The following is a 26052-nucleotide window of genomic DNA, read 5'->3' as shown; positions in this document are numbered from 1 at the left end:
GAATAAAACATGTCAAGAGAACTTACAGCATTAGGAATGATCGAAACAAAAGGGTTGGTAGCATCCGTTGAGGCTGCAGACGCAATGGTGAAGGCAGCAAATGTACACTTAGTTGGGAAAGTTCATGTCGGAGGCGGTCTGGTAACAGTCCTTGTAAGAGGAGATGTTGGAGCTGTAAAAGCTGCTGTCGACGCCGGTGCAGCTGCTGCTGAACGAATTGGAGAGCTATTATCCACTCATGTCATCCCACGTCCACATAACGAATTGGAAAGCATTTTGCCGAAAATTCAAGCAGAGTAAGGAAGTGAGGGGTAAGGGATGAATTCCCAAGCTATTCAATCAATTGTTGAAAAAGTGCTTAGACAATTACAACAGGAAGTGGAAACGCCATCGATTCCGATCGGCGTTTCCGCCAGGCACATCCATTTAAGTAAAGAGCATCTCGAGATGTTGTTTGGAAAAAATTATCAGCTAACAAAAAAAGCAAACCTTTCTCAGCCTGGTCAATTTGCTGCTAACGAAACGGTAACTGTAGTTAGTTCGAAAGGAAGTCTCGAAAGAGTCCGCATTCTTGGACCAGTTAGGGGGGCAACACAGATCGAAATTAGTAAAACCGATTCAGTAAAATTAGGATTAAACCCACCCTTACGTGAATCTGGCGATATTAAAGGATCATCACCTGCAACGATTATTGGTCCGCACGGTAGCGTTTATCTATCAGAAGGACTGATTATTGCTCAAAATCACATTCATATGGCACCGAAGGATGCCGAGCAATTTAATGTAGAAAATGGCCAATATGTAAAAGTCAAAATACAAGGACAGCGTCCGGTTCTGTTTGACCGGGTTCTCATCCGAGTTTCTCCACGTTATCAATTAGAAATGCACATTGACACCGATGAGGCCAATGCTTCATTGTCCATGACAGGTGACAAGGCGATTCTTCTTAATTCGAGTGTACCAGTATGAAAATTGATCAACATCTGTTAGAACAAATCATTCTCGAAGTGGCTGGCAGGTTAACTGAAAAACCAAAACTTTTATTAGTCTGCGAAACTACTACAACGACAGAAAAAATCGAGTATCTCACCTCGAAGTTTAAGGAACATTGGCGGGTAGAGGTATTTAACGCTGACGATGCCCGCCTCAAAGAGCAATCCGACTATCAGCAGCTTGTTTTTTTAGATGCAAACCAGGATTTACTTGCCAGGGGTGCAATGGGATTAACAGATACTACGGCAAGCTGGCTGCTCGCGAAAGCCTTGCTAATGGGGCATTCAGTTTTTTTTGAGCCTTCGAAAGATATGAGATGGCTGCTTGAAAAGAGAGACCAGCATTCGATACCGGAACGAGTCACTCGTTACCGTGCTCATTTACTGAAATATAAGAAAAAATTGAGGGAATATGGGGTTTTGTTTGGATTTATAGAATCCTTGCAACCGTCTCAGCACGTTTATGATCGAAGGCTGCTAACGGAAAATGATATCCGGACAATAAATGCAACTGAAATTTGGGTAGCATCAACTACCATTATTACTAATTTAGCTCGGGATGCCGCAAAGGAAAAAGGAATCCAATTTCGAGTCGATCACGAGGAGCAAATATAATGCAAATCGGTAAAGTTACTGGAAATGTTTGGGCCACACGTAAAGAGGATGGCTTGACTGGACTTAAATTTTTATTTGTACAGCTAGAAGATCCACAAGGAGTGCCTGTGGAAACTCCTTTAATTGCTGCTGACCGCATCGGTGCGGGGATTGGGGACCGAGTAATGGTTACAAGAGGAAGTGCAGCCCGTTTTATTTTTAAAAGTGAGGATTTGCCGATTGATGCAGTGATAATCGGGATTATAGATTCAATTGATGTGGAAGGTAGGCGATAAGGATGGGAAAAGCGCTAGGCATGATTGAAACAAGAGGATTAATCGGTTCCATCGAAGCAGCCGATGCGATGATAAAGGCCGCAGACGTCCAATTAGTGAATCAAGAAAAAATTGATGGGGGATTGGTAACAGTCCTCGTCGAGGGCGATGTTGGTGCTGTTCAAGCAGCTGTTGATGCTGGAAAAGCAGCGGCGCGGCGTGTTGGGCAGTTGATATCAGCCCACGTAATTCCCCGGCCTTATGATGAGGTTAGTACCGTGTTTAAAAAAAAGAACCAAGAGTCAATAGCAGAAAAAAAAGCTGAAATACATGTTCAAAACGTTGTAGGTGTTCATCCTCTAATCCAAGAGGGAGAGGGAATAACAGAAGCTACAGGGGAGGAATAATCGATGAATTGGTCCTTAACCCTTAAAAATCGACATTTTCAATTTTCTTCATTAAATGAAGTGCTTGCTAAATCGAGTGAGGAAAAATCCGGGGACATAATGGCCGGAATCTCAGCAGAATCTTCCTTGGAACGAATGGCAGCAAAAGTTGTTCTGAGTGAAATCCAGTTAAAAACAATCTATGAAAATCCTATTATCCCTTATGAAAAAGATGAAGTCACTCGTGTCATATACGATGACCTGAATCAGTCCATATATCGGGAAATCTGTGAATGGACGGTTGGCGAACTTCGTGAGTATATTCTCTCAAATCAGAATGGTCTTCATGAACTATCAAGGATTTCTCAGGGATTGACGAGTGAAATGATTTCAGGTGCCGCAAAGTTGATGTCCAGCATCGACCTTGTTATGGCAGCACAAAAAATAAGATATCAAGCCCGATGCAATACTGTGATCGGTGAGGTGGGAAGGTTGGCTTTTCGCTGTCAGCCAAACCATCCGACCGACAACCCTGAAGGGATTCTATATTCTTTGAAAGAGGGATTATCGTATGGATCGGGGGATGCAGTGATTGGTATCAATCCGAATGTCGATACCGTTGAATCGGTAACGCGTCTGCTTCATATGACACATGATTTTATGGAAAAATGGAAGATTCCCACGCAAAACTGTGTTTTAGCGCATATTACAACTCAAATTGAAGCTTTAAATCAAGGGGCCCCACTAGCGTTAATGTTTCAAAGCTTAGCAGGTACGCAAAAAGGAAATGAGGCGTTTGGCGTATCAAAAAGCTTATTGGATGAAGGACACGAGTTAATGAAACGATATGGAACCGCAGCTGGACCGAATCGTTTGTACTTTGAAACAGGACAGGGGTCCGAGGTTTCGTTGAATGCGCATCTCAGGGTTGATATGCAGACACTTGAAGCCCGCACATACGGGTTCGCCAGGCATTGGAAACCGTTCATGGTCAACAACGTATCAGGATTTATTGGTCCTGAAACGTTATACGATGGCAGGCAAATGATTCGGGCGGACTTAGAGGATTTATTTATGGGGAAAATGCATGGTTTACCAATGGGAATTGCTCCTACCTATACAAATCATATGCATGCAGATCAAAACGATCAAGAAATCGCAGGAATGCTTACCACAATAGCTGGTGCGAACTTTTACATGGGTGTTCCCGGAGGGGATGACGTGATGTTAAATTATCAGGACACTAGCTTCCATGACGATGCAAGTTTGCGTGAATTATTCGGATTAAGGCCTTTACGTGAATTTGAACAGTGGCTGGAACGCATGGGAATCATGGAAAACGGCAAACTCACTGACATTGCCGGTGATCTTAGTATTTTCGATTAAGAGGGTGAACGGATGGAATCGCTTTCTACAGATGAAATCGCTGCGCTTGTCATCAAAGCTATAGGTGCACGGAACTCTTCGTTTACAGATGAAAAAAGGGTCACTCCTTCAGATAAAAAAATCATTACGTTCTCTGAAAATCAAGGTATTGGTGTATTCAATCCTCGTAACCGTGTTTCTATAGAACGGGCACAAGCAGCTACTCCAGCTCGAATTGGGATTGGAAGAGCAGGCACACGGATGCTTACATCCAGCTATCTCCGCTTTCGGATTGATCATGCTGCTGCACAGGATGCCGTTAGAAAAGATGTGAGCGGGGAAATTTTAAATCAATTAAATCTACCAATCTTGGAAACAGCTGCAGATGATATGAATACGTACCTAATGAGTCTGAATGCCGGAAGAAGGCTTAGCCCTTCTTCAATTGACTGGCTAGAACGGAATGGAGAAAAAGAGAATCAGGTTCAGATTCTTGTATGTGATGGGTTAAGTTCTTCCGCTATAGAAGCTAATCTGCCCGACCTTTTACCGGCATTGATGCAGGGACTTCAGCTCAAAAATATTCGCGTCGGTTCACCTTTATTCGTTAAACGGGCACGCGTCTGGGTTCAGGATCATGTCGCTTCTATTCTAAACTGCGATCTGGTTATTTCACTTATTGGTGAGCGGCCTGGTTTAGCTACAGATGAAAGCCTAAGCGCGTACATGGTATATCGTCCAAATGAAAAAACCGTTGAAGCCGATCGAACCGTTATCTCTAATATTCATAGAGGCGGGCTGTCTTCTGTTGAAGCGGGAGCCTATCTATCAGACCTACTAGAGGACATGTTAAAATTGAAGTGTAGTGGAGTTCAATTTTCTCAAAAACGAAATCGTGAGAAAGATTAAGCAGTTCGGATGAAATGAATGCGTTTTCAAAATATTTACCATAGGGGGCAGGGATGAATGGCAATCGGGATTATATTAATTATCGTTACCTTGTTGTTTATGTTTGGAATCTTTATGAAAGCCAATCAGGGAATCAAGAAAGCTCGTAAAAAGGGGAATACCGGGGACGATTTAAATGCGTTTGGGTATAAGCAAGAATTATTACGCGATATGGGTGGTTTTTCAAACTTCGCTGTTTCGTTTTCTGTAATCTCAATTCTTACCGGCGGGGTCACTCTTTATGGTTTAGGTTTTAATAATGGTGGGCCGGCAATAATCGGAATTGGATGGGTGCTGGTAACTTTATTCTGTTTGTTTATGTCTGCATCGTTAGCGGAATTAACTTCTGCGATTCCGACATCCGGCGGTGTCTATCATTGGGCATCTATCCTTGGTAATCGTACAACTGGCTGGTTTTCTGCCGTACTTAATACGATTGGACAAATTGCAACATTAGCTGGAATCGACTATGGTTTGGCCGGGTTTGTAGCTGCATTAATTTGGTCGAATCCTACACCTACAGAGGTAAATCTTCTATGTGCAGGTATCCTGTTAAGTCATGCACTACTTAATCATTTTGGCATTCATCTAGTGGCAAAGCTAAACGATGTTTCAGCTATTTATCATATGGTCGGTGTTGCCATAATTGTCGCGGCATTAGCTTTCTTTGCACCTAGCCATCATTCTATTTCGTACCTATTTGATACAACCTTCTCTACCCAAACCAATAGTCTTCATATCCCATACGGGGTTGCTTTTATGTTTGGGCTTCTACAAGCGCAATGGACCCTTACGGGGTATGATGCTTCCGCACATATTAGTGAGGAAACCCTCGATCCCCGTATAAGAGCTCCTTGGGGTGTTTATATGTCCGTTGTGGTTTCAGGAATTTTTGGATTCTTAATGCTTTCTATGGTTACGGTTTCAATCACAAATCAAACTGCTGTTGCTGCTGCCCCTAATGCGTTCCTCGCAGCCGTTCAACAAGGGTTGGGAACCAAATTTGGATCTTTCCTCTCCTGGATGGTTTCTGTAGCAATGTGGTTCTGCGGTCTCGCATCTGCGACATCAACATCGCGGATGATTTACGCTTTTTCGCGTGATAATGGACTTCCTTTTTCAAAAATATGGGGAAAAGTATCACCGAAATTCCGGACACCGGCTCCGGCAATCTATCTTTCAGTAGTAGTGGCGCTTTTGTTAGGACTTCAACCTGGTGTTTATGCAGCTGTAACGGCAATTTCCGTAATGGGCTTGCATACTTCCTACTTATTACCGATTTTCTATAAGTTGCGTGCAATCTCTCGAAAAGTTTGGACAGAAGAAGATAACGGACCTTGGCATTTAGGAAAGTGGAGTGTTTCTGTTAACGTCATCGCACTATTGTGGATTGTCTTTTTCGATATTTTGTTTGTCGTCGCTCCAAATGACGTGACTTTTGGTAGTTATACAATGCATTACACAACCGGGAAAGCATTTTTAATAATTATAGTGTTAATTGTCTTATTGTATTATTCCTTTGCACGGCGTTCTTACCAAGGTCCTCATTTAGGAACGTATGCGCATGTAAACAACCGGCTTAATAATAGAGAAGTTCAAATAGAAGCAAATGAAACTGTATAGGAGAGAATATCTATGGGCTTTAAGAGGAGAAAAATTGCTGTCATCGGTGCCGGTTTTACCGGTGCTACCACTGCCTTAATGCTGGCACAGAAAGAAATAGGGGATGTCATCCTGCTTGATATTCCGAGTCAAAAAAACCCAACCTTAGGAAAAGCTTTAGACCTGCTCGAAACAGGGCCGGTGCAAAAATTTGATGTCAACATATCGGGAACGTCGGATTACGAAGATATACAGAATGCCGACTTGGTGATCATCACAGCAGGTGTAGCTAGGAAACCAGGGATGAGCCGTGATGATCTGGTAAGTATTAATGCAGGCATTATCAAGGAAATATCAGAAAATATTAAGAGATATGCACCAAACAGTTATATTATTGTCCTCAGCAATCCAGTGGATGCCATGACCTATGTATGTTTTACTACAACTGGTTTCCCTAAACATCGTATATTGGGACAATCGGGTGTATTGGATACAGCACGTTTTAATACGTTTGTTGCCCAAGAATTAAACATTTCCGTTGAAGATGTGTCCGGATTCGTGCTAGGTGGTCATGGTGATGATATGGTCCCATTGGTTCAATACTCATATGCAGGAGGCATACCGCTTGAAAAGTTGATTCCTAAAGAACGGCTGGATGCAATAGTGGAACGAACTCGAAAAGGGGGGGGAGAGATTGTCAGTCTTCTTGGAAATGGCAGTGCCTATTATGCTCCTGCTGCTTCTCTTGTTCAGATGGCCGAAGCTCTATTAAAGGATAAAAAGAGGATTCTGCCGGCCATTGCCTACCTGGAAGGAGAATATGGATATAGAAATTTATATTTGGGCGTTCCTACCGTTATCGGGGGAGAAGGAATTGAAAAAATAATCGAGATTCCTTTGACCGATCAAGAAAAAAAGGCATTGGACAGGTCAGTTGAGTCTGTTCAGAATGTAATGTCGCTGCTAAAGCAATTGTAAATTTAAATATTAATCCAATGGGGCTAACACAAATGGTGATAAAAAGACCTTTTGAGTCTTTTTTTAATAATTACTAGTTAAGGAAGTAAAATGTCGAAAGAGGAATCTAAAGTAAAAATGAATAGGATAAAAAAAGAAAAGGGCTGTCCGAATCGGATTTCACAGATTTCGGACCAGCCCTTTTTGCTATTGGCTATGTTAAAGCACATTGTTGATTTTGGCACTATGTTGATTGGAGCGGAAGGCGCGAGACTCCTCGAAAATGCTATCGCATTTTCTTCGTGCGGTGAGTATTCGTGGAAGCTTATTCAAAGTCCTGCGGGAAAAGCGGGTCAAGCGAGACCCCGCAGGCGCAGAATGCGCCGAGGAGGCTTCCGGACCGCCCGCGGAAAGCGAACGCCTGGAGCGGAAATCAACAGGCAAATTTAACATAGCCTTGCTATTAAAAACCTTTTCCAGGACCAAGCAGAGAAAAGCTTCTTTAAAAAAATAAATATCAATACCGCTTTGTTTGTTTACTTATAAACTTATTGGTAGAAAATATTAACATGCATACCAAAGGTACTTACAAAAGGACGTAATAATATGTTCAGAAAGCCTAAATTTAAACAAAAAATGATCATACCCCAGAAAGAAACTGAATTAACTTCAATTAATAATGTTTTTGAATTAATAAAGAAATCAATGAATTCGGATGACTTTATTCACTACTGTTATCCTAAATTTGAGCATGAGTATTGGATTTCGTACAATCAGTCCCTTGTAGATGCTGATATTTTACATAAGGACATAATGTGTCATTTAGATAAAGCTCGAGGTACGACCTTAGAGAACATTAAATCAGTTTTACCAATTGAAAATATTATTATTACAAGTGATGTAACTATTATTAATTCAAAAATTCATACAGGTTATGTCGTTATTCAATTACATGAATTCGATGAATTATGTTTATTAGTGCAGGCAGAATCCCATCAATCGCGCGCTATTTCACTGCCTGAAGTTGAATTTTCAGTAGTAGGACCTAAAGAATCCTTCGTGGAGTCTATGTCGATTAATTTAAATTTAATCCGAAAAAGGGTGCCCATTCCTGAGTTAACTGTAAAACAATTTGAAATCGGCACTGTATCAAAAACGAATATATCTGTTGTTTTTATTGAAGGTATCGCAAATGAAGAAAATGTAAACACGGTTTTACAACGTGTGAAAGATATTGAATTCGACCAAATCATTGATAGCTCATATATTACACAAATGATTTCTGATAATCATTTATCCTTATTCCCGCAGCTAGTGGATACAGAAAGACCTGATCGTGTTGCTGCCGTTCTTTCTGAAGGCAAGGTAGTGGTATTGGTAAATGGTTCGCCACATGCATTAATTGGTCCAACGTCACTGATTGAATTTTTTGCAGCCTTTGAAGACTATTTTTTAAACCCGATTATCGCTTCAGCTTTTCGAATTATTCGTTTATTTGCCGTAAGTTTTTCGATCCTGGTAACTCCTATTTACGTTGCCACTTTAACCTTTCATTATGAATTAATTCCAAAGGACTTGATGGGAACTCTTATAACATCCAGACGTGAGGTCCCGCTACCACCGATATTAGAAGCGATTTTTCTTGAATTAACAATTGAGCTATTAAGAGAAGCCGGTGCCAGACTGCCGACAAAGGTAGGCCAAACAATCGGTATCGTAGGAGGTATCGTTATAGGAACGGCGTCAGTTGAAGCAGGTCTAACAAGTAATGTGTTATTGATTATTGTTGCATTGGCGGCGTTGGCTTCGTTTACAACGCCTGTTTATCAAATGGGTAACACGATTCGTTTATTACGTTTTCCATTTCTTTTATTTGCAAACTTTTACGGCATGTTAGGGGTCGTTGTTTGTTTTTGTTATATGATTGCTCATTTACTGCGGTTGACCTCTTTAGGAAGACCATTTTTAGAACCGATTTATCCAACTCGTATGCAAGATTTAAAAGACGCATTTTTTAGGTTTCCGTTTTCAGCTAACCCCAATAGACCGATCAAACTGCAAACGGGAAATTCATTGCGTTTTAATTCTAAAAAAGCAAAGGAAAAAAAAGATGTTGATGAGTGAGTGGTGTGAGAAGTAATGCAAACAACAGTTGAAGATAGGTATAAAGTCTCTCCTTATCTAGCTTTATTCTTAATAAATTCCATCCAAATTGGAGTTGGTGTTCTTAATTTTCAAGCTGAAATCGTCAAATGGGCGGGAAATGATGCGTGGATTTCGATCATCCTATCAGGACTGTATATTAATATTTTAATTTGGATGATGTACCGTGTGTTAAACAAAGAAAAGACAGATATCATAGCGATCAATAAAAACATATTTGGGAAGTGGCTGGGGAACATTTTTAATATTTTCCTTATAGTGTATTTCCTATTAATAGCAATTGTTGACGTACGATCCTATTTTGAAGTGATTCAGGTATGGATGTTTCCGAAAATCAGTCAACTCTCGTTATGTATAATATTTTTTCCTTTGTTTTATTATATCGTGGAAGGTGGATTCAGAATTGTAACGGGTATTTGCTTTTTTGGAGTTGTGCTTCCGCTTTATTTAATTCTTACTTTAATTTATCCGCTGGAATTTGCTCACTATAACAATTTACTACCGATTTTTCACCATTCAATAAATGACATCATGATGTCGGCTAAACGAATGTCCCTTAGTTATATTGGATTTTCTACTCTGTTTATCTATTATCCATTTATTAAAAATCCGGAGAAATCACAAAAATGGGCGCAATTTGGAAATGTATTTAGTATTTTAATTTATCTCATCACTTATATGGTAACCATCGTATTCTATAGTGAGGAGCAGCTAAAAACAAATCTTTATCCAACATTAGATTTATGGAAAATTATCGAAATGCCTTTTGTTGAAAGATTTGAATATATCGGGATTAGCTCCTGGGCTTTAGTGATCCTTCCGAACATTACATTAGCTTATTGGGCATTTATGAGAGGGGCAAAACAAATTTTAGGAGTAAAGCAGCGAAAAGCCCTGTTGTTTTCGCTTTTAGTTACATTAATTGTTGTTCCGTTTTTTAAAACACACAGCCAAATACAACTATTAAAAGATTCACTTTCTTATTCAGGATATTTTGTCTTTTTCGGTTACATTCCGTTTATCTTTATCAGCCAATTTATTTACAGCAAGGTGAAAAAAAATAAATGAAAAAACTTCCATTAAGATTTTTTACTATTGTTTTCATGCTTTTATTAGCAGGATGTACATCTGAAGAAAAAATCATTGATGATATCGATCTCGTTACGGCTGTTGGTTATGATTACGTAGATGACCTTTATGTCAGGGGAACGGTTTCAATACCTGTATTTAAACCGGATAAAACGATCTCAACTCAAACGTTTTCAGACGTTTCCAGTCTAATTCGGGAGAATCGGGCAAAACTTGATTCCGAAGCAGATAAACCATTATTTAGCGGAAAGTTGGAAGTTGCATTGTACAGTAAAGAGCTGGCGGAGCATGGAATTTATAATTTTATTGATTATCTCAATCGAGAACCAAGTGTAGGTTCCCGGGTGCTCCTTGCTGTAGTTGAAGGCAATGCAAAAGATTTTATCACTAAAAAATTTCAAACAACAGACACCGGTCTCTACTATTCAAGTTTATTGGAGAAATCCATCAAAATAGGAACGATTCCTAAGACAAATCTTCATCAAATGATGTATATGTATTTTTCAAAAGGGGGAGATCCGTTTCTCCCCTTATTAAAGATGAAAAATAAAAAAGTGAAAATAGACGGGATTGCCTTATTTAAGGACGATAAATACGTTGGAAAAATTCCTTTTAAGCAAACCTTTGCGTTTAAAACGCTCGTAGAAAACTTTGATTCTGGTATTTTTCCAATCCATAATGGTCATCATTCAGCAGTGGTTGAGAATGTGAGCTCTAAAAGGCATTATACGGTGGACACCTCAAGATCTGTCCCCGAAGTTAACATAGATATCTCCATCGATGGGGTGGTAAGAGAATATAAAGGAACGATAAATAATCAAAAAGTAGTCCAAAGCCTTGAAATGGAGATGAAAAAGCAAATCACGAAAGATTACAAAAAAATTATCGCTACAATCCAAGAACAAAATGTAGACCCAATTGGGTTGGGGGATATCATAAAAAGCCAAGACCGATCATTTACTGTCAATAAATATAAAGCTTATTTTCGTGAAATGCCAATTAAAACGAATGTGAAAATAAAGATTACTGAGTATGGAGTGACTAAATAATCACTATCTTAAAACTAATAAGTAAGAAAGCCGAAGAATAATCTTCGGCTTTCAGATTGTCGAGAAAGGGTATTTTTCTCTGCAATTTTTTATTTTGTCAGAATCTAAATACCAAATTTATTGATTCTCCCTGCTAATGTGCCTGTTGATTTCCGCTCCGGGCACTCGCTTTCCGCGGGGAGGTCCTGGAGCCTCCTCGGCACTTTTGGCGCCTGCGGGGTCTCCAGTGACCTCTCTATCCCGCAGGAGTCGAGTGCCCTCCGCTCCAATCAACAGGGAGGCAAATCAACCTAAAGTATTGCAACACACTTTTTCTAACCTTGCTAAGTGTATTGCAATCTTTTTTATATTTTGGCAGGCTGCAGTTAGAAGAGCCTGTTCACTTGCATTCTTCAATCCCCGTAACCGGCAGTAGCGAAGCCCGTGCAGCTCTTTTGAGTCTGCGAAGCTTCGCTCAATTTTTTCCTTTCTAAATTTATAAAGCATTTTTGCCGATTTAGATAAGCGATTTAACTTACCTTTTTCTCGTGCTCCTCCCCTACATTTCGTGTTACCACTTTTACCTTATTTTTTGACCGTGTACATTAGGATAGAAGTGGGCAGTTCTGACATTTCTTCGAATCAGACTTTTATTCTCTATTACCTTCACGGGTTGTTGTTCTGTATGTTAATTCTTGATTATTAGGGCAAATGTATATATCTCGTTCTTTTATCATATGTAAATTTCCATTTAGGGAATAAGCCATTAGTAGGGTGAAACCTTCTATGAGCAATAACTCCAAAAATGTTACGATCAGATAGTCCCTTACAAATAGGGTTAGCGAGATAGCCTGAATCAAGTGCTACAGATTCTACATTAAATCCAAATCGACTTATTTTTTTATTTATTAGTTGAACTGAAGGTCTTTATTGAAAACACTCTGTTGATTGGCGCGGAAGGCACGAAGACTCCTGCGGGAGTACGGGGCAGGGGAGACCCCGCAGGAGCGAAGCGACGAGGAGGCTTCCCGTCACGCCTGCGGAAAGCGAAGTGCCTGGAGCGCCAATCAACAGACAGGTTGTAACCGATATACTAATATATTATAACGAATTAACGCGGTTGATTGTTAAAGTGAACGAATAAAATAAGAGGCTGCCGAGGGTTTTTCGACAGCCTGAAAGCCGAAGAATAATCTTCGGCTTTGATATAAAACGGGGGTTATTCATAAGCCTCTTTCGTTTCAGCAGCACTTTTTCTTTTTCGCCAAAAAACAAAAACACCAACAATAACAGCAAGAGCAACCAAGGGAATAATAAACAGTCTATACCTTTCAATATAATAGATGACGTTACTCCATTTATCCCCAAGTGCCTTTCCTAAGGTAATAAAAGCTGAGCTCCATATTAGGGCTCCGGTGTAGGCAAATAAAGCAAATTTTTTATAGGAATAATTGTTGATCCCGGCCAGATAAGCTGTTATATGCCGGACTCCGGGGATAAAGTACCCGATTATAAGTAAAAAAGGTCCTATTTTACTAAATAGGTTTTTGGTTCTATTGATTTTTGCTTCATTAATATGCAATTTTGGACCATATTTCTTTAAAAATGGTAACCCTAATTTAATTCCCAAAAAATAACTAAGCGAAATGCCCCCAATCGCTCCCGTAAAAGCACTGACTAAAGATGGGATATACGCCATTTTTCCGATGTAAACGTTAAACCCGACATATGTAAGAAGAACCTCATCAGGTATCGGGAGTCCAATAATTCCCCCTATTAAGGCCAAAATGATTCCAAAGTATCCGAACCGTCCTAGAAGATAATCAATTTGCTGTCCCAATATAACCATCCCATCTAAAAAAATAATTGATATCATATTTTTCTTTTTACCCGATATATATCATTTGTAGTAATCTATTTTTTATTCAAATACATTACATGCACATGAAAAAGTAACTTGTACTTTTCGGTCCATTGTATTAGTTTAAAATAAAAAGAACTTCTTCATACATAAGGTTGACAATATTATTTTCTAAAGAGGGATTAATGTGCTGCATAAACGGACATTCATGTATTTAAGTATTTTTCTTTTTTTCTTTCAATCATCAGGAACGGTTATATCTACTTTTCTACCAATATATTTTCAAGGGCATAACCTATCCGGAACAAAAATCGGCTGGTTAATGGCAGTAGGACCATTTTCTTCGCTGTTGTCACAACCTTTTTGGGGTTATATCAGCGATAAGTATAAAACGATAAAAAAAGTGATGATTATCTGTTTAATAGGTGTAATGATTAGCAGCATTCTATTGTTTCAAGTGAATTCATTTTGGATGCTCTTACTACTGTGCGCGATCTTTTTTTCGTTTATGTCGCCAGTCGGGGCATTGGGGGACAGCTTAGCGTTAAACACATCACAACTGGTCGGAACTTCGTTTGGCAGAATAAGAATGTGGGGGTCAATTGGTTTTGCACTAACATCATTAATAGGCGGACAAATCCTGTTACGGATTGGAGTTAACCATTTGATTTATCCATATTTGGTAGTTTCATTGATCGCTTTTGTGTTTTGTTTTAAAGTCGCAGATGTAAACGCAACCAAAGATCCAATCAATATAAAGGGAGCCCTTCAAGTTATTTTTCAACCTAGATTTATTTTATTCTTAGTCATGATTATGTTTGTAACGATTACACATCGGGCAAATGATATTTTTTCGGGAATTTATATAAAGCAGCTGGGTGGGAATGAATCATTAATAGGTTTATCATGGTTTGTTGCTGTTGCAGCAGAAGCCGTTGTCTTTTTGTTTAGTTCATTTTGGCTCCGATTTTTTAACGAAATGACCTATATTGTAATTGCTTCAGGATTATACGGCTTTAGATGGTTGTTATTTTCATTTGCGGATACTCCCTCTGAAGTCATCCTTCTTCAGGCGATACATGGGATTACATTTGGTGTTTTTTATTTATGTACGTTCCAGTATGCCACTGGCTTATTTCCTGCTGAATTTCGTGCCACCGGTCAGTTGTTTTTCATATCTGCATTCTTCGGCCTTTCAGGGATTATCGGATCATTAGGCGGTGGGATGATTCTTGATCAATTTGGCGGAGTTGTGTTATATAGACTATTAAGTTATTTTTCATTTGCCGGATGTTTAGGTTTATTTGTATATAAAACCTATTCAAACAAAAAAGTGATTGTTGCCTAACCTTAAATCTTTGTGAAAAAATTTATTAAATGGAAATGGGAAGGTAATTTTCACCTTCCCATTTCCATTTTACTAATTCAAGATTTAAGATCGCTGAATCGCAGAGGAAGAGAAGTTTTTAACCATTTTTTGTAAATTTCTATGAGCTTCCCGTAATTTAATTGTTTCTTCGAGGATTTTTTGGAATCCTTCCAAATCTCTATCAGATGCATTTAATAAGGACTTAGGTATACCTTCGACGATTTGTTGTAGGGTTAATTCCATGCTCACGGACAATGACCACCTTTCAACTTATTCGTTAGACATCTGTTAGCGTCTCCTTTAATATTTTTAGTAAGAGTTGATTTTTTCCTGCCAGCACCGTAAAAAACTTATCTACATTTCTCTCCAGATTATTTTAGGAATAGCAATATCTATCCTTTTTACTGCAAATAACGACGGGAAACCGGCAGAGGATTGAATTATTTGTAGAAAGAATGGTCCCAAAGCATTAGCAGCAGCTTCTCAAGTAAGATCACCAAAAGAACTCAATCCTCTTGTTACCTTAATTTGACATTTTGTAATGCTCATAAAACACTTTAAAAAGTCGTTCATCTCCACCCCGATCAGGATGAAGGGCTTTAAGTAGTTTTTTAAACTCTTTCTTTATCAATTCTTGGTCCGCTGAAGCCTCTAACCCTAATAAAGAATTATAAGTAATAGGGTTTGGATTTGCGAGAGCATATTCTGCTTGAAGCATTCTTTTTAATGAACGGACTTTGGCCTGTTCAATCCGAATCGAACTTTTTAATTCTTCGATTTCTTCTTTTAATTTTTGATTGTCATCGAACGTTTTTTCCCATTGTTGAAAATCAACACCGAATTGTTTGCTCTTTTTCTCAATCTTCTTTTCTACTATAAACGTCGCTAAATCTCCAGGATTGATTATGTAGTCAATATTTAAATGCTTGGTCCTTTTAGCTTTTATTTTTCCTTCCAAAATCCAACGTATGACTGTATTTTCGCTATCTGTTATACCCTCTATTCGAAGTTGTTCCGTGACTTCTTTAACATTTAACATATGCTCAACTCACTCTGTATTTCGTGGTTTCCTAATTTTAAACAATACTAAATTCAATGTATCATAGATAAAACTTTACAGTTTTACTAGATTATTTAATTTTTATTAAAAATTATTTTCAAACATAACGAATTTAACGTTTTGATTAAAATTGTTGGAATATGTTGAGATTTGTCCTTCAGCATTTTATTATCATCTTGACTACGTGTAAAAAGCATCTTTGTTAATAAAGAAGTTCTGGGAAAATACTACGTTAGGTTGATCGAAGGGACGAGGATTAGTGACTTTTTTGTATGGAACTGTCGAATACTATGAAAGACAAATATCAGACTATCTAGCGAAGAATCAAAAGAAAAAATTAGAGGAAGATATTTCGAACATATACTCCATTCTCGAGAATGAAATTTTTTATGATCATTTTCTGTATGACGAAAAAATACGAATACAATTTCTAACTAACCTGGCTTATGCAGTTGGTCAGTTAACGGGTGAGGCCATTTAGGTTGGATAAAAACAATAAAAAAAGCATCCAATGGACGCTGAAAGGACAAAAAAGATTCTTTTAAATGTTTAAGGACATAGTAGAGTGCACAGGGTTGTCATAATAACTAAACGAGTTAACCACTCTAGCATGAATACAACTCCTTCTGGAATTGATTTAATAACATTATAATATAAGTTTAGTATTTAGTCTGTATAAGGTAATTGTAAATTTATTGTAAATGTTTAATAGCTGATACATAGCTTTCGCGCCATTATCTCGACCGGAGACTACCATTTACTAAGAACAGATATGGTGGCATTAACACTTTATTTAGTGTCAGCGATTATCTTAACGCTCCTGATGCTTTCACTTTTGCTTAAAAAAAGAGAAAGGCTAGAGAAGGCTTAGGATTAGACTGGTGCTTCATAACTTCCGATTTATTTAATAATTTTTATTCCTGCATTTACAATAAAATAATTGCAAAAATCAAAGAAAAACACCTTCACTTGATTCTTTTAATAAGGATGAATCAAAGAAGGTGTTTTTCTTGTTACATGATTGAAAAGTTAAAGATTTTTCGGGAGCTACTGTCGAATGAAATTTTCATATTTCATACAATAATGCTGTTTACAGTTTTCGCCATTCTCGATTAATATATTAAATATAGTAACATATACAAGATTCCAAATAGAAAAGGCAAAGCCATTGAAAAATGGTGACGCAAAGCTACGAGCCTAACGAATGACTGAAAACAGTCAATTTCATGGCAGTCGAGCCGCCACTTTAGGTTGCCTAAGTCTGCCGCTGTGGCAGATTTTTTGTTTGGAATAATAGAGGGGTGAAGGGATGAAGAGGAGAAAATTATTCATTACTACTGTGGTATCCATGATGAGTTTAATGCTGTACATATCGGGAAGTACAAGCTATGCTGATACGCCCAAAACCGTTAAATTATCAGGGGCCGCTCCAATGGCTGCGAAACACGGAAAAAAGATTGGTCATACCAAACGCAATACCGGTGTAACAGTAACGGTCGGCCTGCAATTAAGAGATAATGATAAATTAGATGCCTTTATCTCTAGTCTGAATGACCCATCTTCCCCCAACTACAAACATTTTCTTTCAACCGAGGAATTCAAAACGCAATATGGACCGACAGACACCACGGTTAACAATGTAAAAAGTTTTCTAACAAGTAAAGGGTTAAAAGTTGAAAGTGTAGCAGCCAATAATGCGTTTGTTACAGCAAGCGGTACAACGGGACAATTGGAAGATGCGTTTGCGGTAACGATTAATGACTACCAAAACCCACAAGGCCAAATCTATTTTTCAAATGAACAGACTCCTACAATCCCGACCGAATTATCAGGTATTATTACGGATATTGCAGGTTTGAATAATGAAGCACACTACACACATCCAAAAGTCAGACAAATTTCGGCCATCGACAAACAAAAGCATTCGAGTGTTACACCTAAAGTCGGCAGCGGCCCGGCCGGTGGGTATACACCTAATGAATTAAAAGGTGCATATGATGCCAGCCCTTTGGCAAGCGCCGGATACACAGGATCAGGGCAAACCGTAGCGTTGATGGAACTTGACGGTTACAAGGCTTCAAATATCAGCACCTACGACAATTACTACGGACTCGGAAGTCCGACACCAACAACCGTGTATGTAGACGGTTATAATGGAGCTGCCGGGCAAGGTGAGATCGAGGTTGAACTGGATATTGAAGTTATTCATGCCGTTGCTCCGAAAGCGCAAGTTAAGGTATATGAAGGGCCAAATACGGATCGAGGCTTAATTGATACGTATCAAAAAATTGCTTCTGATAACATAGCGAAATCGATCTCAGTCAGCTGGGGGATCAGCGAGCAGCAAGCTTCGAGTACCACGATGAATAGCTTACACACCATTTTCCAGCAAAACGCAGCACAGGGGCAAAGTATATTTGCTGCTTCCGGTGATAACGGTGCTTACGACTCGGGTAATTCTACCTTGTCTGTCGATAGCCCTGCGAACGATCCGTATGTTACAGGTGTGGGCGGTACTCACCTTAACCTTAGCGGCTCCTCCTACAGCTCCGAATCGGTTTGGAGCAACAGCACTAACCGAACAGGCGGTGGCGGTGGTATCTCTACAGTCTACACCATGCCTTCATTCCAAGCAGGTCCGGGTGTACAAAATAGCTATTCAAACGGGAAGCGCCAAGTCCCGGATGTTTCGGCAGATGCAGATCCAAACACAGGATACTCAATCTACAGCTCAGGATCCTGGACAACAGTCGGCGGAACATCAGCTGCCGCTCCCTTGTGGGCTGCCCTGACCGCTTTAAATAATCAATATGCACAAGCGTTTGGTAAAGGGGTTCTCGGACAGGCTAACCTAACATTGTATAAAGCATTTAACACTACGCAGGTCTATCCGGCGTACCACGATATTACAAGTGGAAGCAATCTTTACTATCCTGCGACGTCCGGTTATGATATGGCATCCGGTATCGGTACACCGGATGCGTATAACTTAATTCGTGATATTAACGGTTCTTCCGGCGGAACAGGGGGTGGGGGCAACATTATCCAGCTGATTCAAAACGGTGGTTTTGAAAACGGTCAATCGCCATGGACCGAATCGAGCTCAGGAGGGTACCAGCTGATTGATACGACCAGACCGCATACAGGGAGCTCCTCAGCGTATCTGGGCGGTTACAACAATGCCGTCGATCTAATCTATCAGACTGTGACGATTCCCTCAACTGCAACCAATGCGACACTTACATTCTGGACCTATGTATCCACCACAGAAACGAGTCATCCTTACGATTACTTATATTCGCAAATTCGTAACACGAGTGGTTCAGTATTGGCAACCTTGTTAACTCTAAACGACGGTACGGCAACCGGTTGGGTGCAGCGCAGCTTCAATTTGCTGAATTACAAGGGCCAAACCATCCAAATTGCTTTTAAAGGCACGAACGATTCCAGTAATCCAACTGATTTTTTTGTCGATGATGTAAGCTTACAGATTCAATAATTGCCATCCGACGGTTATGTTGTTGAGCAGTCTCCATTTAGGAGTTGCTCACTTTTTATTTTTGGCTTTGGGAACGCTCATGGCGGAGATCTCTTGCGGGTGATAACAGGCATGATTGTTGAAAAAACAGGTTCTTATTCACTAGCTTTTATATCAGGCGGGATTATTTCGGACTCCGCAGTAATCTTAAATAGGAAGAATTTCAATTTCTGAATGGAGTGATCAGGATGCACAAAATGCATTACGTGTTTGTTTACGGAACCTTAAGAAAACATGAAAAATATCATGGGCTGTTACAGGATGCAACACGGGTGGCTGAGCAAGCCTGGACAAACGGAAGCCTTTTTGATACGGGACTCGGCTATCCGGCTATGAAGGGATCAACAACAAACATGGTTTACGGTGAATTGTACCTTGTAACGGATGAGCAGCTTCAAAAACTTGACGAGTTAGAAGAATATGAGGAACATGGTAAAAACAACCTTTATGATCGGAAGAAACAAATCATTTTTTATGATACAGGAAAAAAAGATGCTTATCTTTATACTATAACGGAACATAATGAAAATTTACTAGAGACACCAATCCAATCGTGTGATTGGAAGCTACATCGGCTCTTAGAGCAAGAAACCATTCTTTATTTTGCCTATGGCAGCTGTTTGGATGATGCCGGGTTTAGACTAGCGAATGTGAATCAGCTTTTTCAAAAAATAGCAGGCCGTGGCATTCTAAATGGCTATACACTAAGATATTCCATAAGGTTTCATGATGGCGGCCGGGCGGATATTGTGGAAGATGGCGGAATGGTCGAAGGTAAGTTGTATGAAATAAACCGGAAATGTCTTTCATATTTGTTTAAACGGGAAGGAGTCCAGGAGGGCTGGTATCGGCCGACGTTTGTCGATGTAACGCTAAATGGAAAATTAATAAAGGATGTTTTAACCATTACCGTTGTGAAGAAAGAATCCGAAACAGCACCGCCGGACCACTAAATTGAAGAAATTCTCCGGTTTTCAAAGTAACGCTAGAAAGAAGAATTCAAAGGTTGAAAAAATACATACTAATAATGAAATCTTTCAAAGTGATTCATAGACAAAAAATGTGTTGATATTTGAGGTGATAGGAAACGTGCCCATGTTGGACGTAGACGGTATCAATCTGTACTATACTGTTATGGGGGAAGGGCTTCCGATTGTTTTTATTCACCCCCCATTAATAACCAGTGAGGTTTTCAGGTATCAAATAGAACAATTATCACAAAAATTTAAAGTGATTGCCTTTGATATTAGAGGTCTCGGAAGAAGTCAGTACTCTAATCAACCGGTGACGTATCGGCTTATTGCTGAGGACATTAGAAAACTGTTAGATCATATTAATGTCAAGAAATCCTTCATTTGCGGATATTCATCCGGCGGCTCTGTAGTATTAGAATTTTTGCTGCATTATGCGGATAGTGCTTTAGGAGGTATTGTCATAAGCGGAATGTCCGAAGTAAGTGATTGGTATCAAAAACAAAGGATTTCTTTGGGATTAAGACTTGCGAAAGCAAGAACACTGGCACTATTGTCCTTATCTATTTCATGGGGCAATTCGGATAGACATGAGACCTTCAAGAAGCTACACCAAGAAGCACTAAAAGGAGATGCAAGGAATATCAAGCAGTATTTTCGTTATAGTTTGCAATATTGTTGTACCGATCAGCTCGAAAAGATTGATCTCCCTATTTTGCTGGTTTACGGTACAAAAGATAAATCCTTTCATCGTTATGCTAACCTTTTACACAAAAAACTACCGGATAATGAATTGAGGTTTTTGGAAGTAAAGCATCAGATTCCTACAAGAGCAGCAGTGGGATTAAACCAAATGATGGATCAGTTTATCATATCCCATTCAGATGGGTGTGAAAAATAAAGGGCGACCAATGTTGGATTATAAGTCAAAAAAACAGGGAATTCCCTAAAACTTAAGGAATTCCCCTGAAAGTTTATTTTTTAGCATAGAACAGTAACGATGGTAGATTTGAATAACTTTTTCAATGTATGGATTCCATACCCATTCAGAAATTTTAACCATTATGCCACTTAAACTCCCAAGCAAAGCGCTGCCTGCTATATCAGATGGATAATGTTGTCCCACCCAAATACGTGAGAGTCCTGCGAGAAATGCTAAAATGTACATAATATAACCTAATCCACGTTTATAAAATATCACAGTTGTTGCTGCTGCAAATGCCAGAGCAGTGTGTTTACTTGGAAATGAAGAGTTCTTTTTTGATGGGGCCGGGGGTAATAAATGGACCAAAAGCTTCACAAACGGACGTGGTTTAAAATAAAACCGTTTCAAAATTATATTTAGAAGTATCGAAATCCCCACCGAAATGGATGTATATAACGTAATTTTTTTATGAAAGCGATCGCGAAACCACATAATGAGTAAAATAAGGACAAACACGTAACGAGCTTTTTGAGAAATTGTGATCATGAATCTATCTAACAGACGATAACGGCCGGCAAATTGGTTTATTACTCTAAATATTCTGTAGTCCATAAGAATCTCTCCTTTAATTTACTCAAAAAATTCAAGAGTAGTTTTTCCATTAAAAATGGAAATTATGTATGAATTGCCTAAACCGATAAGGATCATTCCTTTAAAAAAGAAATAGACCCTTGCTAACGATTCAGCTAGGGTCTTAATTTTTAAGGCAGTTGTTAAATTTTAACGGAGGCTTCCTTTGAAGACCATGCTTTTCGCCATGACATTTGTGCGATCATTAACACTATAAGTGCTGCTGCTCCTATTCCTGCATAAACGAAAAAGCCAGCTGCATATGTTCCGGTAACTTGTTTAAGTGTTCCGAGTATATTTGGTACAAAAAATCCGCCTACCCCGCCGGCAGCTCCGACAATCCCGGTAATCATCCCAATTTCCTCTCGGAATCGCTGAGGAACCAATTGAAAGACCGCTCCATTTCCCATCCCAAGGAAAAGCATTCCGAGAAACAATAAAATAGTTACAACCGGTAAAGTTGGAAGTTGGCTAACGCCGAACATGCTGAGTGCAACCCCGATGAATAAAAAGGTAAGAAGACGAACCCCGCCAATTTTGTCAGCTATGAATCCGCCGACAGGACGGAAAAAGCTTCCCGCTGCCACACATAATGTAACAAAATCACCTGCTCTTACTTTTGTTAAATCATATTGATCCACAAAAAAGATACTTAAAAAGCTTGATAAACCGACGAATCCGCCGAAGGTAACGCTGTAAAGTAAACAGAAATACCATGTATCCTTTTGTTTAAATACATTGAAATATTCAATTACCGGTTTTGCCGTTGGTTGTGAAGGTGCATCTTTTGCAATCATGACATAAATGATAAAAACAATCGAAAGAGGAATAAGAGCAAGTCCTATTACATTATGCCAGCCGATTTGTTCTGCAATCCGAGGACCGAATAAAGTAGCAAAAAGCGTTCCACTGTTACCTGCACCTGCAATTCCCATTGCCAATCCCTGTAAATGCGGAGGATACCAACGGCTTGCCATTGGGATGGCTGCCGCAAAGCTTGCACCTGCAACGCCAAGAAGGATGCCTATAAAGTAAAGTTCGGTTAACGTCTTTCCGAATAACCATCCCCATACAAGGGGGAGCATCGTAACCAACATGCCGATGATGGCTGTTTTTCGAGGACCGATCCGATCAGTTAAAACTCCGAGGATGAGACGGAAAAACGAACCACTGAGTATGGGAACAGCGACTATGAAACCTTTTTGAGAGGGGGAAAGACCGAAATCCTTTGTAATATATACCCCAAGAGCCCCCAACATAACCCAAATCATGAAACTAACATCAAAGTATAAAAATGACGCGAATAATGACGGTGCATGACCGCTTTTTCGTAAATTTGATAACTTCATAATGTTACTTCTCCTTCCTGGAAACCAATTCCTACATAATGTGTTAGTACTGCTCTAGTGCTTGACAGTATTTGGGGCTGCTTCCCCCGGACTAAGTTTAATTGTTTGTTAGTACCAGCCGATATTTGCAGATTTTGAAAAGACTACTTTTCCAAGTAACACCAAAAATGAAAATAGATTGATATTTTTTACCATCACCATACCTCCAATACGTTTAGGATCTTTGGAATTCCTTTGCTATGTCTAAGAATAGTTTGTCGTCCATCATTTTGTCACAAATCATGTTAGGTGTTCTAACAAAGAAAATTATAAATCCTTACAGTTCATTGGATAAAGAGCGTATTAATAGCTAAATAGGGTGGCGTTCTGAAATTGTCGAAAAAAATAAAAAGATCCTAATAGTTTCAAAACAGATACTATGTAAATTTCCTATGTTAGAAAACATGACACGATTCATTTCTTTTTAGAAGTCTTATGGAATAATTGATGTTATTCATGGTTGAGCTATCATCTTTTATAACTAGCTGGAGGTTTTAGAATGGAGAAGCAAAAACTAGTATTAATAGGGAACGGTATGGCAGGCGTACGCTGCATTGAGGAAATATTAAAATGTGATCCCGATACTTTTGAGATTACGATTTTCGGCAGTGAACCACACGTTAACTATAATCGAATTCTTTTGTCGACTGTGCTGCAGGGCGGTACAAAGATTGAAGATATTACAATAAATGATCGTGACTGGTATGACCAACAAAATATTCAACTGTTTACAGGGGAAACGGTTACCACAATCGATAAAGAGAGCCGGGTTGTAAAAACAGATAAAAATCGAGAAGTTTCATATGATCAACTTATTTTAGCTACGGGTTCAGTTCCGTTTCTGCTTCCGCTACCGGGGGCTGATAAGGAAGGAGTAATCACATTTCGGACAATAGAAGATTGTCAGAAAATGATTGAAACCTCGAGGCACTATAAGAAAGCAGCAGTGATTGGCGGCGGTTTATTAGGTTTAGAAGCGGCTAGGGGGCTTCTAAATCTTGGGATGGAAGTGAGCGTTGTTCATATTGCGAGTTTCCTAATGGAAAGACAACTTGATGAAACAGCAGCGAAAATGCTGCAAAAAGAGTTGGAAAATCAAGGTATGAAGTTTCTTTTGGAAAAAGGGACACAAGAGATTATCGGACACAATCGGGTAGAAGGTTTACGTTTTAACGACGGAACAGAAGTAGAAGCTGATTTGGTTGTCATGGCGGTAGGAGTTAGGCCGAATGTCCAGCTAGCCAAGGAAAGTGGAATCGAAACAAACCGTGCGATTCTCGTTAATGACTATATGGAAACAAACATACCGAACATTTACGCTGTTGGAGAATGTGTTGAACATCGGGGATCTGTATATGGGTTGGTAAAGCCTCTTTATGAACAAGGGAAGGTGCTGGCTAAACGGATTTGCGGCTTGGACTGTAAAGGTTATGAGGGATCTGTTCTTTCGACCCAATTAAAAATATCAGGTGTTGATGTATTTTCAGTCGGCAGGTTCGATGATGCTGAAACTGTGAAGTCCATTAAAATCTATGATGAGGTTGATGGCGTTTATAAAAAGATAGTCTTTCAAGATAATAAAATGATTGGTGCCGTATTGTTTGGTGATACGAGAGAAGGTACAAGATTGCTAGATATGATTTTGAAGCAACAAGATTTGTCGGACGTGGAAAAAGTTACGCTATTTCAATCTGAAAATAAGAACGGACATTCAGTAGCATCCATGGCTTATGGTGAGATAATATGCAACTGTAATGGAGTAACAAAAGGGGCCATCATCGAGGCGGTTCAAAAACAAGGACTAACGACCATTGAACAAGTAAAAAAATGCACAAAAGCTTCAGGTTCTTGCGGAGGCTGTAAGCCGTTAGTGGAAGATCTTCTATTATATGTACAGAGCAATGAATTTGATGAAGTGATTGAACAAAAGTCAATGTGCTCCTGTACAACGTTAACGGAAGATGAAGTGGTTAATAAGATGCAGCAGTATGGCTTGACCACTACACAAGGCGTAATGGAAATGCTTAATTGGCAGAACAAGCAAGGCTGTTCAACCTGTCGTCCTGCGATCAATTACTATTTAGGTATGATCTATCCGGAATATGAAAGTAAGCAAGAAACTCTTTTCGTAAGCGAACAAATGAATGCGACGGTTCAAAATGACGGGACGTACACTGTTATTCCGCAAATGTACGGCGGCAAAACAACTGCAGATCAGTTACGGAAAATCGCCGATGTGGCCGAGAAATACGGGATAGCAGATGTGGCTGTAACAAGTGAACAAAGAATTCATTTAATGGGTGTAAAAAAAGAAGACCTCTCAGGCGTTTGGGCGGATTTGAACATGCCATTAAGTTCTACGTATGGAAATATGGTTCAAAACGTCAAAACATGTATGGGGGAACATATCTGTCAATGTGATAAACAACCATCATTAAAGCTCGCTGTCAGTCTCGAAAAAAGATTAGAATTTCTCACAACACCTTATCGTATAAAAATGGGTGTATCCGCCTGTATACATAACGGTGCAGGCTCAACAACAAAAGATATTGGAGTCATTGGTATGGAAAGAGGCTGGGAAATTTATGTCGGCGGCAGCAGCGGACGTAATGCGCGCGCAGGGGAGTTATTATGTATAGCGGCAACAGATGAAGAAGCAATCCAGTTCATCAGCGGTTTTATCCAATATTATCGCGAGACAGCCAATTACATGGAGCGGACTTGGCAATGGATGGAACGGGTTGGCTTAGTTCACGTTAGAGAAGTTGTGTTTGATCAAGAACTTCGCCAGCAATTATTGGAGCGTTTAGATGAGGATGTGTCATTAAGCATGAATTTTTTGGAGAGTAGCTACTCGAAATGAATCGCTGATAAGCATTTTTGTTACAAAAATTTATGAGAATAGGTGAGG

Annotated in this window: 24 protein-coding genes, 1 pseudogene and 1 riboswitch; of the genes and pseudogenes, 19 read left to right on the top strand and 6 right to left on the bottom strand. The window is 39.4% G+C overall.

The genetic code is table 11. The features are described from left to right. The first annotated feature begins 9 nt into the window (after nucleotides 1-9). The 13 genes from AC3ANV_RS17510 to AC3ANV_RS17450 all read left to right on the top strand — a co-directional run bounded on the left by AC3ANV_RS17510 (nucleotide 10) and on the right by AC3ANV_RS17450 (nucleotide 11420). Complete coding sequence (locus AC3ANV_RS17510) at nucleotides 10-300, top strand: BMC domain-containing protein (RefSeq protein ID WP_307408437.1); 291 nt, start codon at nucleotides 10-12, stop codon at nucleotides 298-300. Nucleotides 301-318: 18 nt separating this feature from the next. Next, entirely contained in the window at nucleotides 319-969 is a 651-nt protein-coding gene (pduL, locus tag AC3ANV_RS17505) for a phosphate propanoyltransferase (RefSeq protein WP_488309966.1), read from the top strand. Further along, a complete protein-coding gene (locus AC3ANV_RS17500; RefSeq protein WP_488309965.1) occupies nucleotides 966-1607 on the top strand; it encodes a hypothetical protein in 642 nt (213 codons plus the stop codon). Before pduL ends, AC3ANV_RS17500 begins: the two co-directional genes overlap by 4 nt. Next, complete coding sequence (locus tag AC3ANV_RS17495) at nucleotides 1607-1882, top strand: EutN/CcmL family microcompartment protein (protein WP_488309964.1); 276 nt, start codon at nucleotides 1607-1609, stop codon at nucleotides 1880-1882. The genes AC3ANV_RS17500 and AC3ANV_RS17495 overlap by 1 nt, the downstream gene beginning before the upstream one ends. A gap of 2 nt (nucleotides 1883-1884) precedes the next feature. Beyond that, entirely contained in the window at nucleotides 1885-2268 is a 384-nt protein-coding gene (locus tag AC3ANV_RS17490; protein WP_488309963.1) for a BMC domain-containing protein, read from the top strand. 3 nt (nucleotides 2269-2271) lie between these two features. After that, on the top strand, nucleotides 2272-3633 hold the full coding sequence (locus AC3ANV_RS17485) for an ethanolamine ammonia-lyase subunit EutB (RefSeq protein WP_488309962.1): 1362 nt from the start codon (nucleotides 2272-2274) through the stop codon (nucleotides 3631-3633). Between the two features lie 12 nt (nucleotides 3634-3645). Further along, on the top strand, nucleotides 3646-4521 hold the full coding sequence (gene eutC, locus AC3ANV_RS17480; RefSeq protein ID WP_488309961.1) for an ethanolamine ammonia-lyase subunit EutC: 876 nt from the start codon (nucleotides 3646-3648) through the stop codon (nucleotides 4519-4521). Between the two features lie 57 nt (nucleotides 4522-4578). Next, nucleotides 4579-6183 carry an amino acid permease gene (locus AC3ANV_RS17475; protein ID WP_488309960.1) on the top strand — a complete coding sequence of 535 codons (1605 nt, stop codon included), beginning with the start codon at nucleotides 4579-4581 and terminating at the stop codon, nucleotides 6181-6183. A gap of 12 nt (nucleotides 6184-6195) precedes the next feature. Continuing rightward, nucleotides 6196-7140, top strand: a complete 945-nt coding sequence (gene mdh, locus AC3ANV_RS17470) for a malate dehydrogenase (RefSeq protein ID WP_488309959.1) — start codon at nucleotides 6196-6198, stop codon at nucleotides 7138-7140. A gap of 90 nt (nucleotides 7141-7230) precedes the next feature. After that, entirely contained in the window at nucleotides 7231-7569 is a 339-nt protein-coding gene (locus AC3ANV_RS17465; protein WP_488309958.1) for a hypothetical protein, read from the top strand. A gap of 156 nt (nucleotides 7570-7725) precedes the next feature. Next, the gene (locus AC3ANV_RS17460; protein WP_488309957.1) at nucleotides 7726-9243 is read left to right on the top strand and encodes a spore germination protein; all 1518 of its coding nucleotides are present in this window, start codon (nucleotides 7726-7728) and stop codon (nucleotides 9241-9243) included. 15 nt (nucleotides 9244-9258) lie between these two features. Then, on the top strand, nucleotides 9259-10350 hold the full coding sequence (locus AC3ANV_RS17455) for a GerAB/ArcD/ProY family transporter (RefSeq protein ID WP_488309956.1): 1092 nt from the start codon (nucleotides 9259-9261) through the stop codon (nucleotides 10348-10350). Beyond that, nucleotides 10347-11420 carry a Ger(x)C family spore germination protein gene (locus AC3ANV_RS17450; RefSeq protein WP_488309955.1) on the top strand — a complete coding sequence of 358 codons (1074 nt, stop codon included), beginning with the start codon at nucleotides 10347-10349 and terminating at the stop codon, nucleotides 11418-11420. The genes AC3ANV_RS17455 and AC3ANV_RS17450 overlap by 4 nt, the downstream gene beginning before the upstream one ends. 285 nt (nucleotides 11421-11705) lie before the next feature. On the opposite strand, the pseudogene AC3ANV_RS17445 reads toward AC3ANV_RS17450, so the two are convergent. Both AC3ANV_RS17445 and AC3ANV_RS17440 read right to left on the bottom strand, forming a co-directional pair. Next, nucleotides 11706-12296 (bottom strand): annotated as a pseudogene (locus AC3ANV_RS17445) (transposase); the annotation flags it as partial. A gap of 322 nt (nucleotides 12297-12618) precedes the next feature. Continuing rightward, nucleotides 12619-13248: a DedA family protein gene (locus AC3ANV_RS17440; RefSeq protein WP_488314264.1), complete on the bottom strand. Its 630-nt coding sequence runs from the start codon at nucleotides 13246-13248 to the stop codon at nucleotides 12619-12621. A 199-nt stretch (nucleotides 13249-13447) separates the two neighbouring features. Between AC3ANV_RS17440 and AC3ANV_RS17435 the strand changes: the two genes are divergently transcribed. Next, nucleotides 13448-14608 (top strand): MFS transporter, encoded by a 1161-nt coding sequence (locus AC3ANV_RS17435; protein WP_488309954.1) that lies wholly within the window; start codon nucleotides 13448-13450, stop codon nucleotides 14606-14608. An 84-nt stretch (nucleotides 14609-14692) separates the two neighbouring features. On the opposite strand, the gene AC3ANV_RS17430 is transcribed toward AC3ANV_RS17435, so the two are convergent. Beyond that, nucleotides 14693-14878 (bottom strand): hypothetical protein, encoded by a 186-nt coding sequence (locus tag AC3ANV_RS17430; protein ID WP_488309953.1) that lies wholly within the window; start codon nucleotides 14876-14878, stop codon nucleotides 14693-14695. Between the two features lie 274 nt (nucleotides 14879-15152). After that, on the bottom strand, nucleotides 15153-15668 hold the full coding sequence (locus AC3ANV_RS17425; RefSeq protein ID WP_488309952.1) for a DnaJ domain-containing protein: 516 nt from the start codon (nucleotides 15666-15668) through the stop codon (nucleotides 15153-15155). 280 nt (nucleotides 15669-15948) lie between these two features. Here AC3ANV_RS17425 and AC3ANV_RS17420 point away from each other — a divergent pair, with 280 nt between their 5' ends. From AC3ANV_RS17420 to AC3ANV_RS17405, 4 genes are all read left to right on the top strand, one after another. Continuing rightward, nucleotides 15949-16170, top strand: coding sequence for a hypothetical protein (locus AC3ANV_RS17420; protein ID WP_488309951.1), 222 nt, complete (start codon nucleotides 15949-15951; stop codon nucleotides 16168-16170). 667 nt (nucleotides 16171-16837) lie between these two features. Beyond that, nucleotides 16838-16935, top strand: a riboswitch (cyclic di-GMP riboswitch). A gap of 63 nt (nucleotides 16936-16998) precedes the next feature. Beyond that, nucleotides 16999-19188, top strand: a complete 2190-nt coding sequence (locus AC3ANV_RS17415) for a S53 family peptidase (protein ID WP_488309950.1) — start codon at nucleotides 16999-17001, stop codon at nucleotides 19186-19188. Between the two features lie 236 nt (nucleotides 19189-19424). After that, complete coding sequence (locus tag AC3ANV_RS17410) at nucleotides 19425-20180, top strand: gamma-glutamylcyclotransferase family protein (protein ID WP_488309949.1); 756 nt, start codon at nucleotides 19425-19427, stop codon at nucleotides 20178-20180. Between the two features lie 136 nt (nucleotides 20181-20316). Continuing rightward, nucleotides 20317-21099, top strand: coding sequence for an alpha/beta fold hydrolase (locus tag AC3ANV_RS17405; protein WP_488309948.1), 783 nt, complete (start codon nucleotides 20317-20319; stop codon nucleotides 21097-21099). A 45-nt stretch (nucleotides 21100-21144) separates the two neighbouring features. Here AC3ANV_RS17405 and AC3ANV_RS17400 read toward each other — a convergent pair whose 3' ends face one another. Then, nucleotides 21145-21735: an undecaprenyl-diphosphatase gene (locus AC3ANV_RS17400; RefSeq protein ID WP_488309947.1), complete on the bottom strand. Its 591-nt coding sequence runs from the start codon at nucleotides 21733-21735 to the stop codon at nucleotides 21145-21147. A gap of 161 nt (nucleotides 21736-21896) precedes the next feature. After that, on the bottom strand, nucleotides 21897-23102 hold the full coding sequence (locus AC3ANV_RS17395; protein ID WP_488309946.1) for a NarK family nitrate/nitrite MFS transporter: 1206 nt from the start codon (nucleotides 23100-23102) through the stop codon (nucleotides 21897-21899). A gap of 538 nt (nucleotides 23103-23640) precedes the next feature. Between AC3ANV_RS17395 and nirB the strand changes: the two genes are divergently transcribed. Further along, nucleotides 23641-26004, top strand: coding sequence for a nitrite reductase large subunit NirB (nirB, locus tag AC3ANV_RS17390; protein ID WP_488309945.1), 2364 nt, complete (start codon nucleotides 23641-23643; stop codon nucleotides 26002-26004). Nucleotides 26005-26052: the final 48 nt, after the last annotated feature.

This window comes from Neobacillus sp. DFD-2R, assembly GCF_057747865.1.
The sequence above is the reverse complement of the archived record's forward strand: the minus strand, read 5'-3'. Positions and strand labels throughout refer to the sequence as shown.

Excerpts from the sequence above, each read along its gene's own strand:
- AC3ANV_RS17510 (WP_307408437.1), top strand. The coding sequence starts at position 10 with ATGTCAAGAGAACTTACAGCATTAGGAATGATCGAAACAAAAGGGTTG.
- pduL (WP_488309966.1), top strand. The coding sequence starts at position 319 with ATGAATTCCCAAGCTATTCAATCAATTGTTGAAAAAGTGCTTAGACAA.
- AC3ANV_RS17500 (WP_488309965.1), top strand. The coding sequence starts at position 966 with ATGAAAATTGATCAACATCTGTTAGAACAAATCATTCTCGAAGTGGCT.
- AC3ANV_RS17495 (WP_488309964.1), top strand. The coding sequence starts at position 1,607 with ATGCAAATCGGTAAAGTTACTGGAAATGTTTGGGCCACACGTAAAGAG.
- AC3ANV_RS17490 (WP_488309963.1), top strand. The coding sequence starts at position 1,885 with ATGGGAAAAGCGCTAGGCATGATTGAAACAAGAGGATTAATCGGTTCC.
- AC3ANV_RS17485 (WP_488309962.1), top strand. The coding sequence starts at position 2,272 with ATGAATTGGTCCTTAACCCTTAAAAATCGACATTTTCAATTTTCTTCA.
- eutC (WP_488309961.1), top strand. The coding sequence starts at position 3,646 with ATGGAATCGCTTTCTACAGATGAAATCGCTGCGCTTGTCATCAAAGCT.
- AC3ANV_RS17475 (WP_488309960.1), top strand. The coding sequence starts at position 4,579 with ATGGCAATCGGGATTATATTAATTATCGTTACCTTGTTGTTTATGTTT.
- mdh (WP_488309959.1), top strand. The coding sequence starts at position 6,196 with ATGGGCTTTAAGAGGAGAAAAATTGCTGTCATCGGTGCCGGTTTTACC.
- AC3ANV_RS17465 (WP_488309958.1), top strand. The coding sequence starts at position 7,231 with ATGTCGAAAGAGGAATCTAAAGTAAAAATGAATAGGATAAAAAAAGAA.
- AC3ANV_RS17460 (WP_488309957.1), top strand. The coding sequence starts at position 7,726 with ATGTTCAGAAAGCCTAAATTTAAACAAAAAATGATCATACCCCAGAAA.
- AC3ANV_RS17455 (WP_488309956.1), top strand. The coding sequence starts at position 9,259 with ATGCAAACAACAGTTGAAGATAGGTATAAAGTCTCTCCTTATCTAGCT.
- AC3ANV_RS17450 (WP_488309955.1), top strand. The coding sequence starts at position 10,347 with ATGAAAAAACTTCCATTAAGATTTTTTACTATTGTTTTCATGCTTTTA.
- AC3ANV_RS17440 (WP_488314264.1), bottom strand. The coding sequence starts at position 13,248 with ATGGTTATATTGGGACAGCAAATTGATTATCTTCTAGGACGGTTCGGA.
- AC3ANV_RS17425 (WP_488309952.1), bottom strand. The coding sequence starts at position 15,668 with ATGTTAAATGTTAAAGAAGTCACGGAACAACTTCGAATAGAGGGTATA.
- AC3ANV_RS17415 (WP_488309950.1), top strand. The coding sequence starts at position 16,999 with ATGAAGAGGAGAAAATTATTCATTACTACTGTGGTATCCATGATGAGT.
- AC3ANV_RS17410 (WP_488309949.1), top strand. The coding sequence starts at position 19,425 with ATGCATTACGTGTTTGTTTACGGAACCTTAAGAAAACATGAAAAATAT.
- AC3ANV_RS17400 (WP_488309947.1), bottom strand. The coding sequence starts at position 21,735 with ATGGACTACAGAATATTTAGAGTAATAAACCAATTTGCCGGCCGTTAT.
- AC3ANV_RS17395 (WP_488309946.1), bottom strand. The coding sequence starts at position 23,102 with ATGAAGTTATCAAATTTACGAAAAAGCGGTCATGCACCGTCATTATTC.
- nirB (WP_488309945.1), top strand. The coding sequence starts at position 23,641 with ATGGAGAAGCAAAAACTAGTATTAATAGGGAACGGTATGGCAGGCGTA.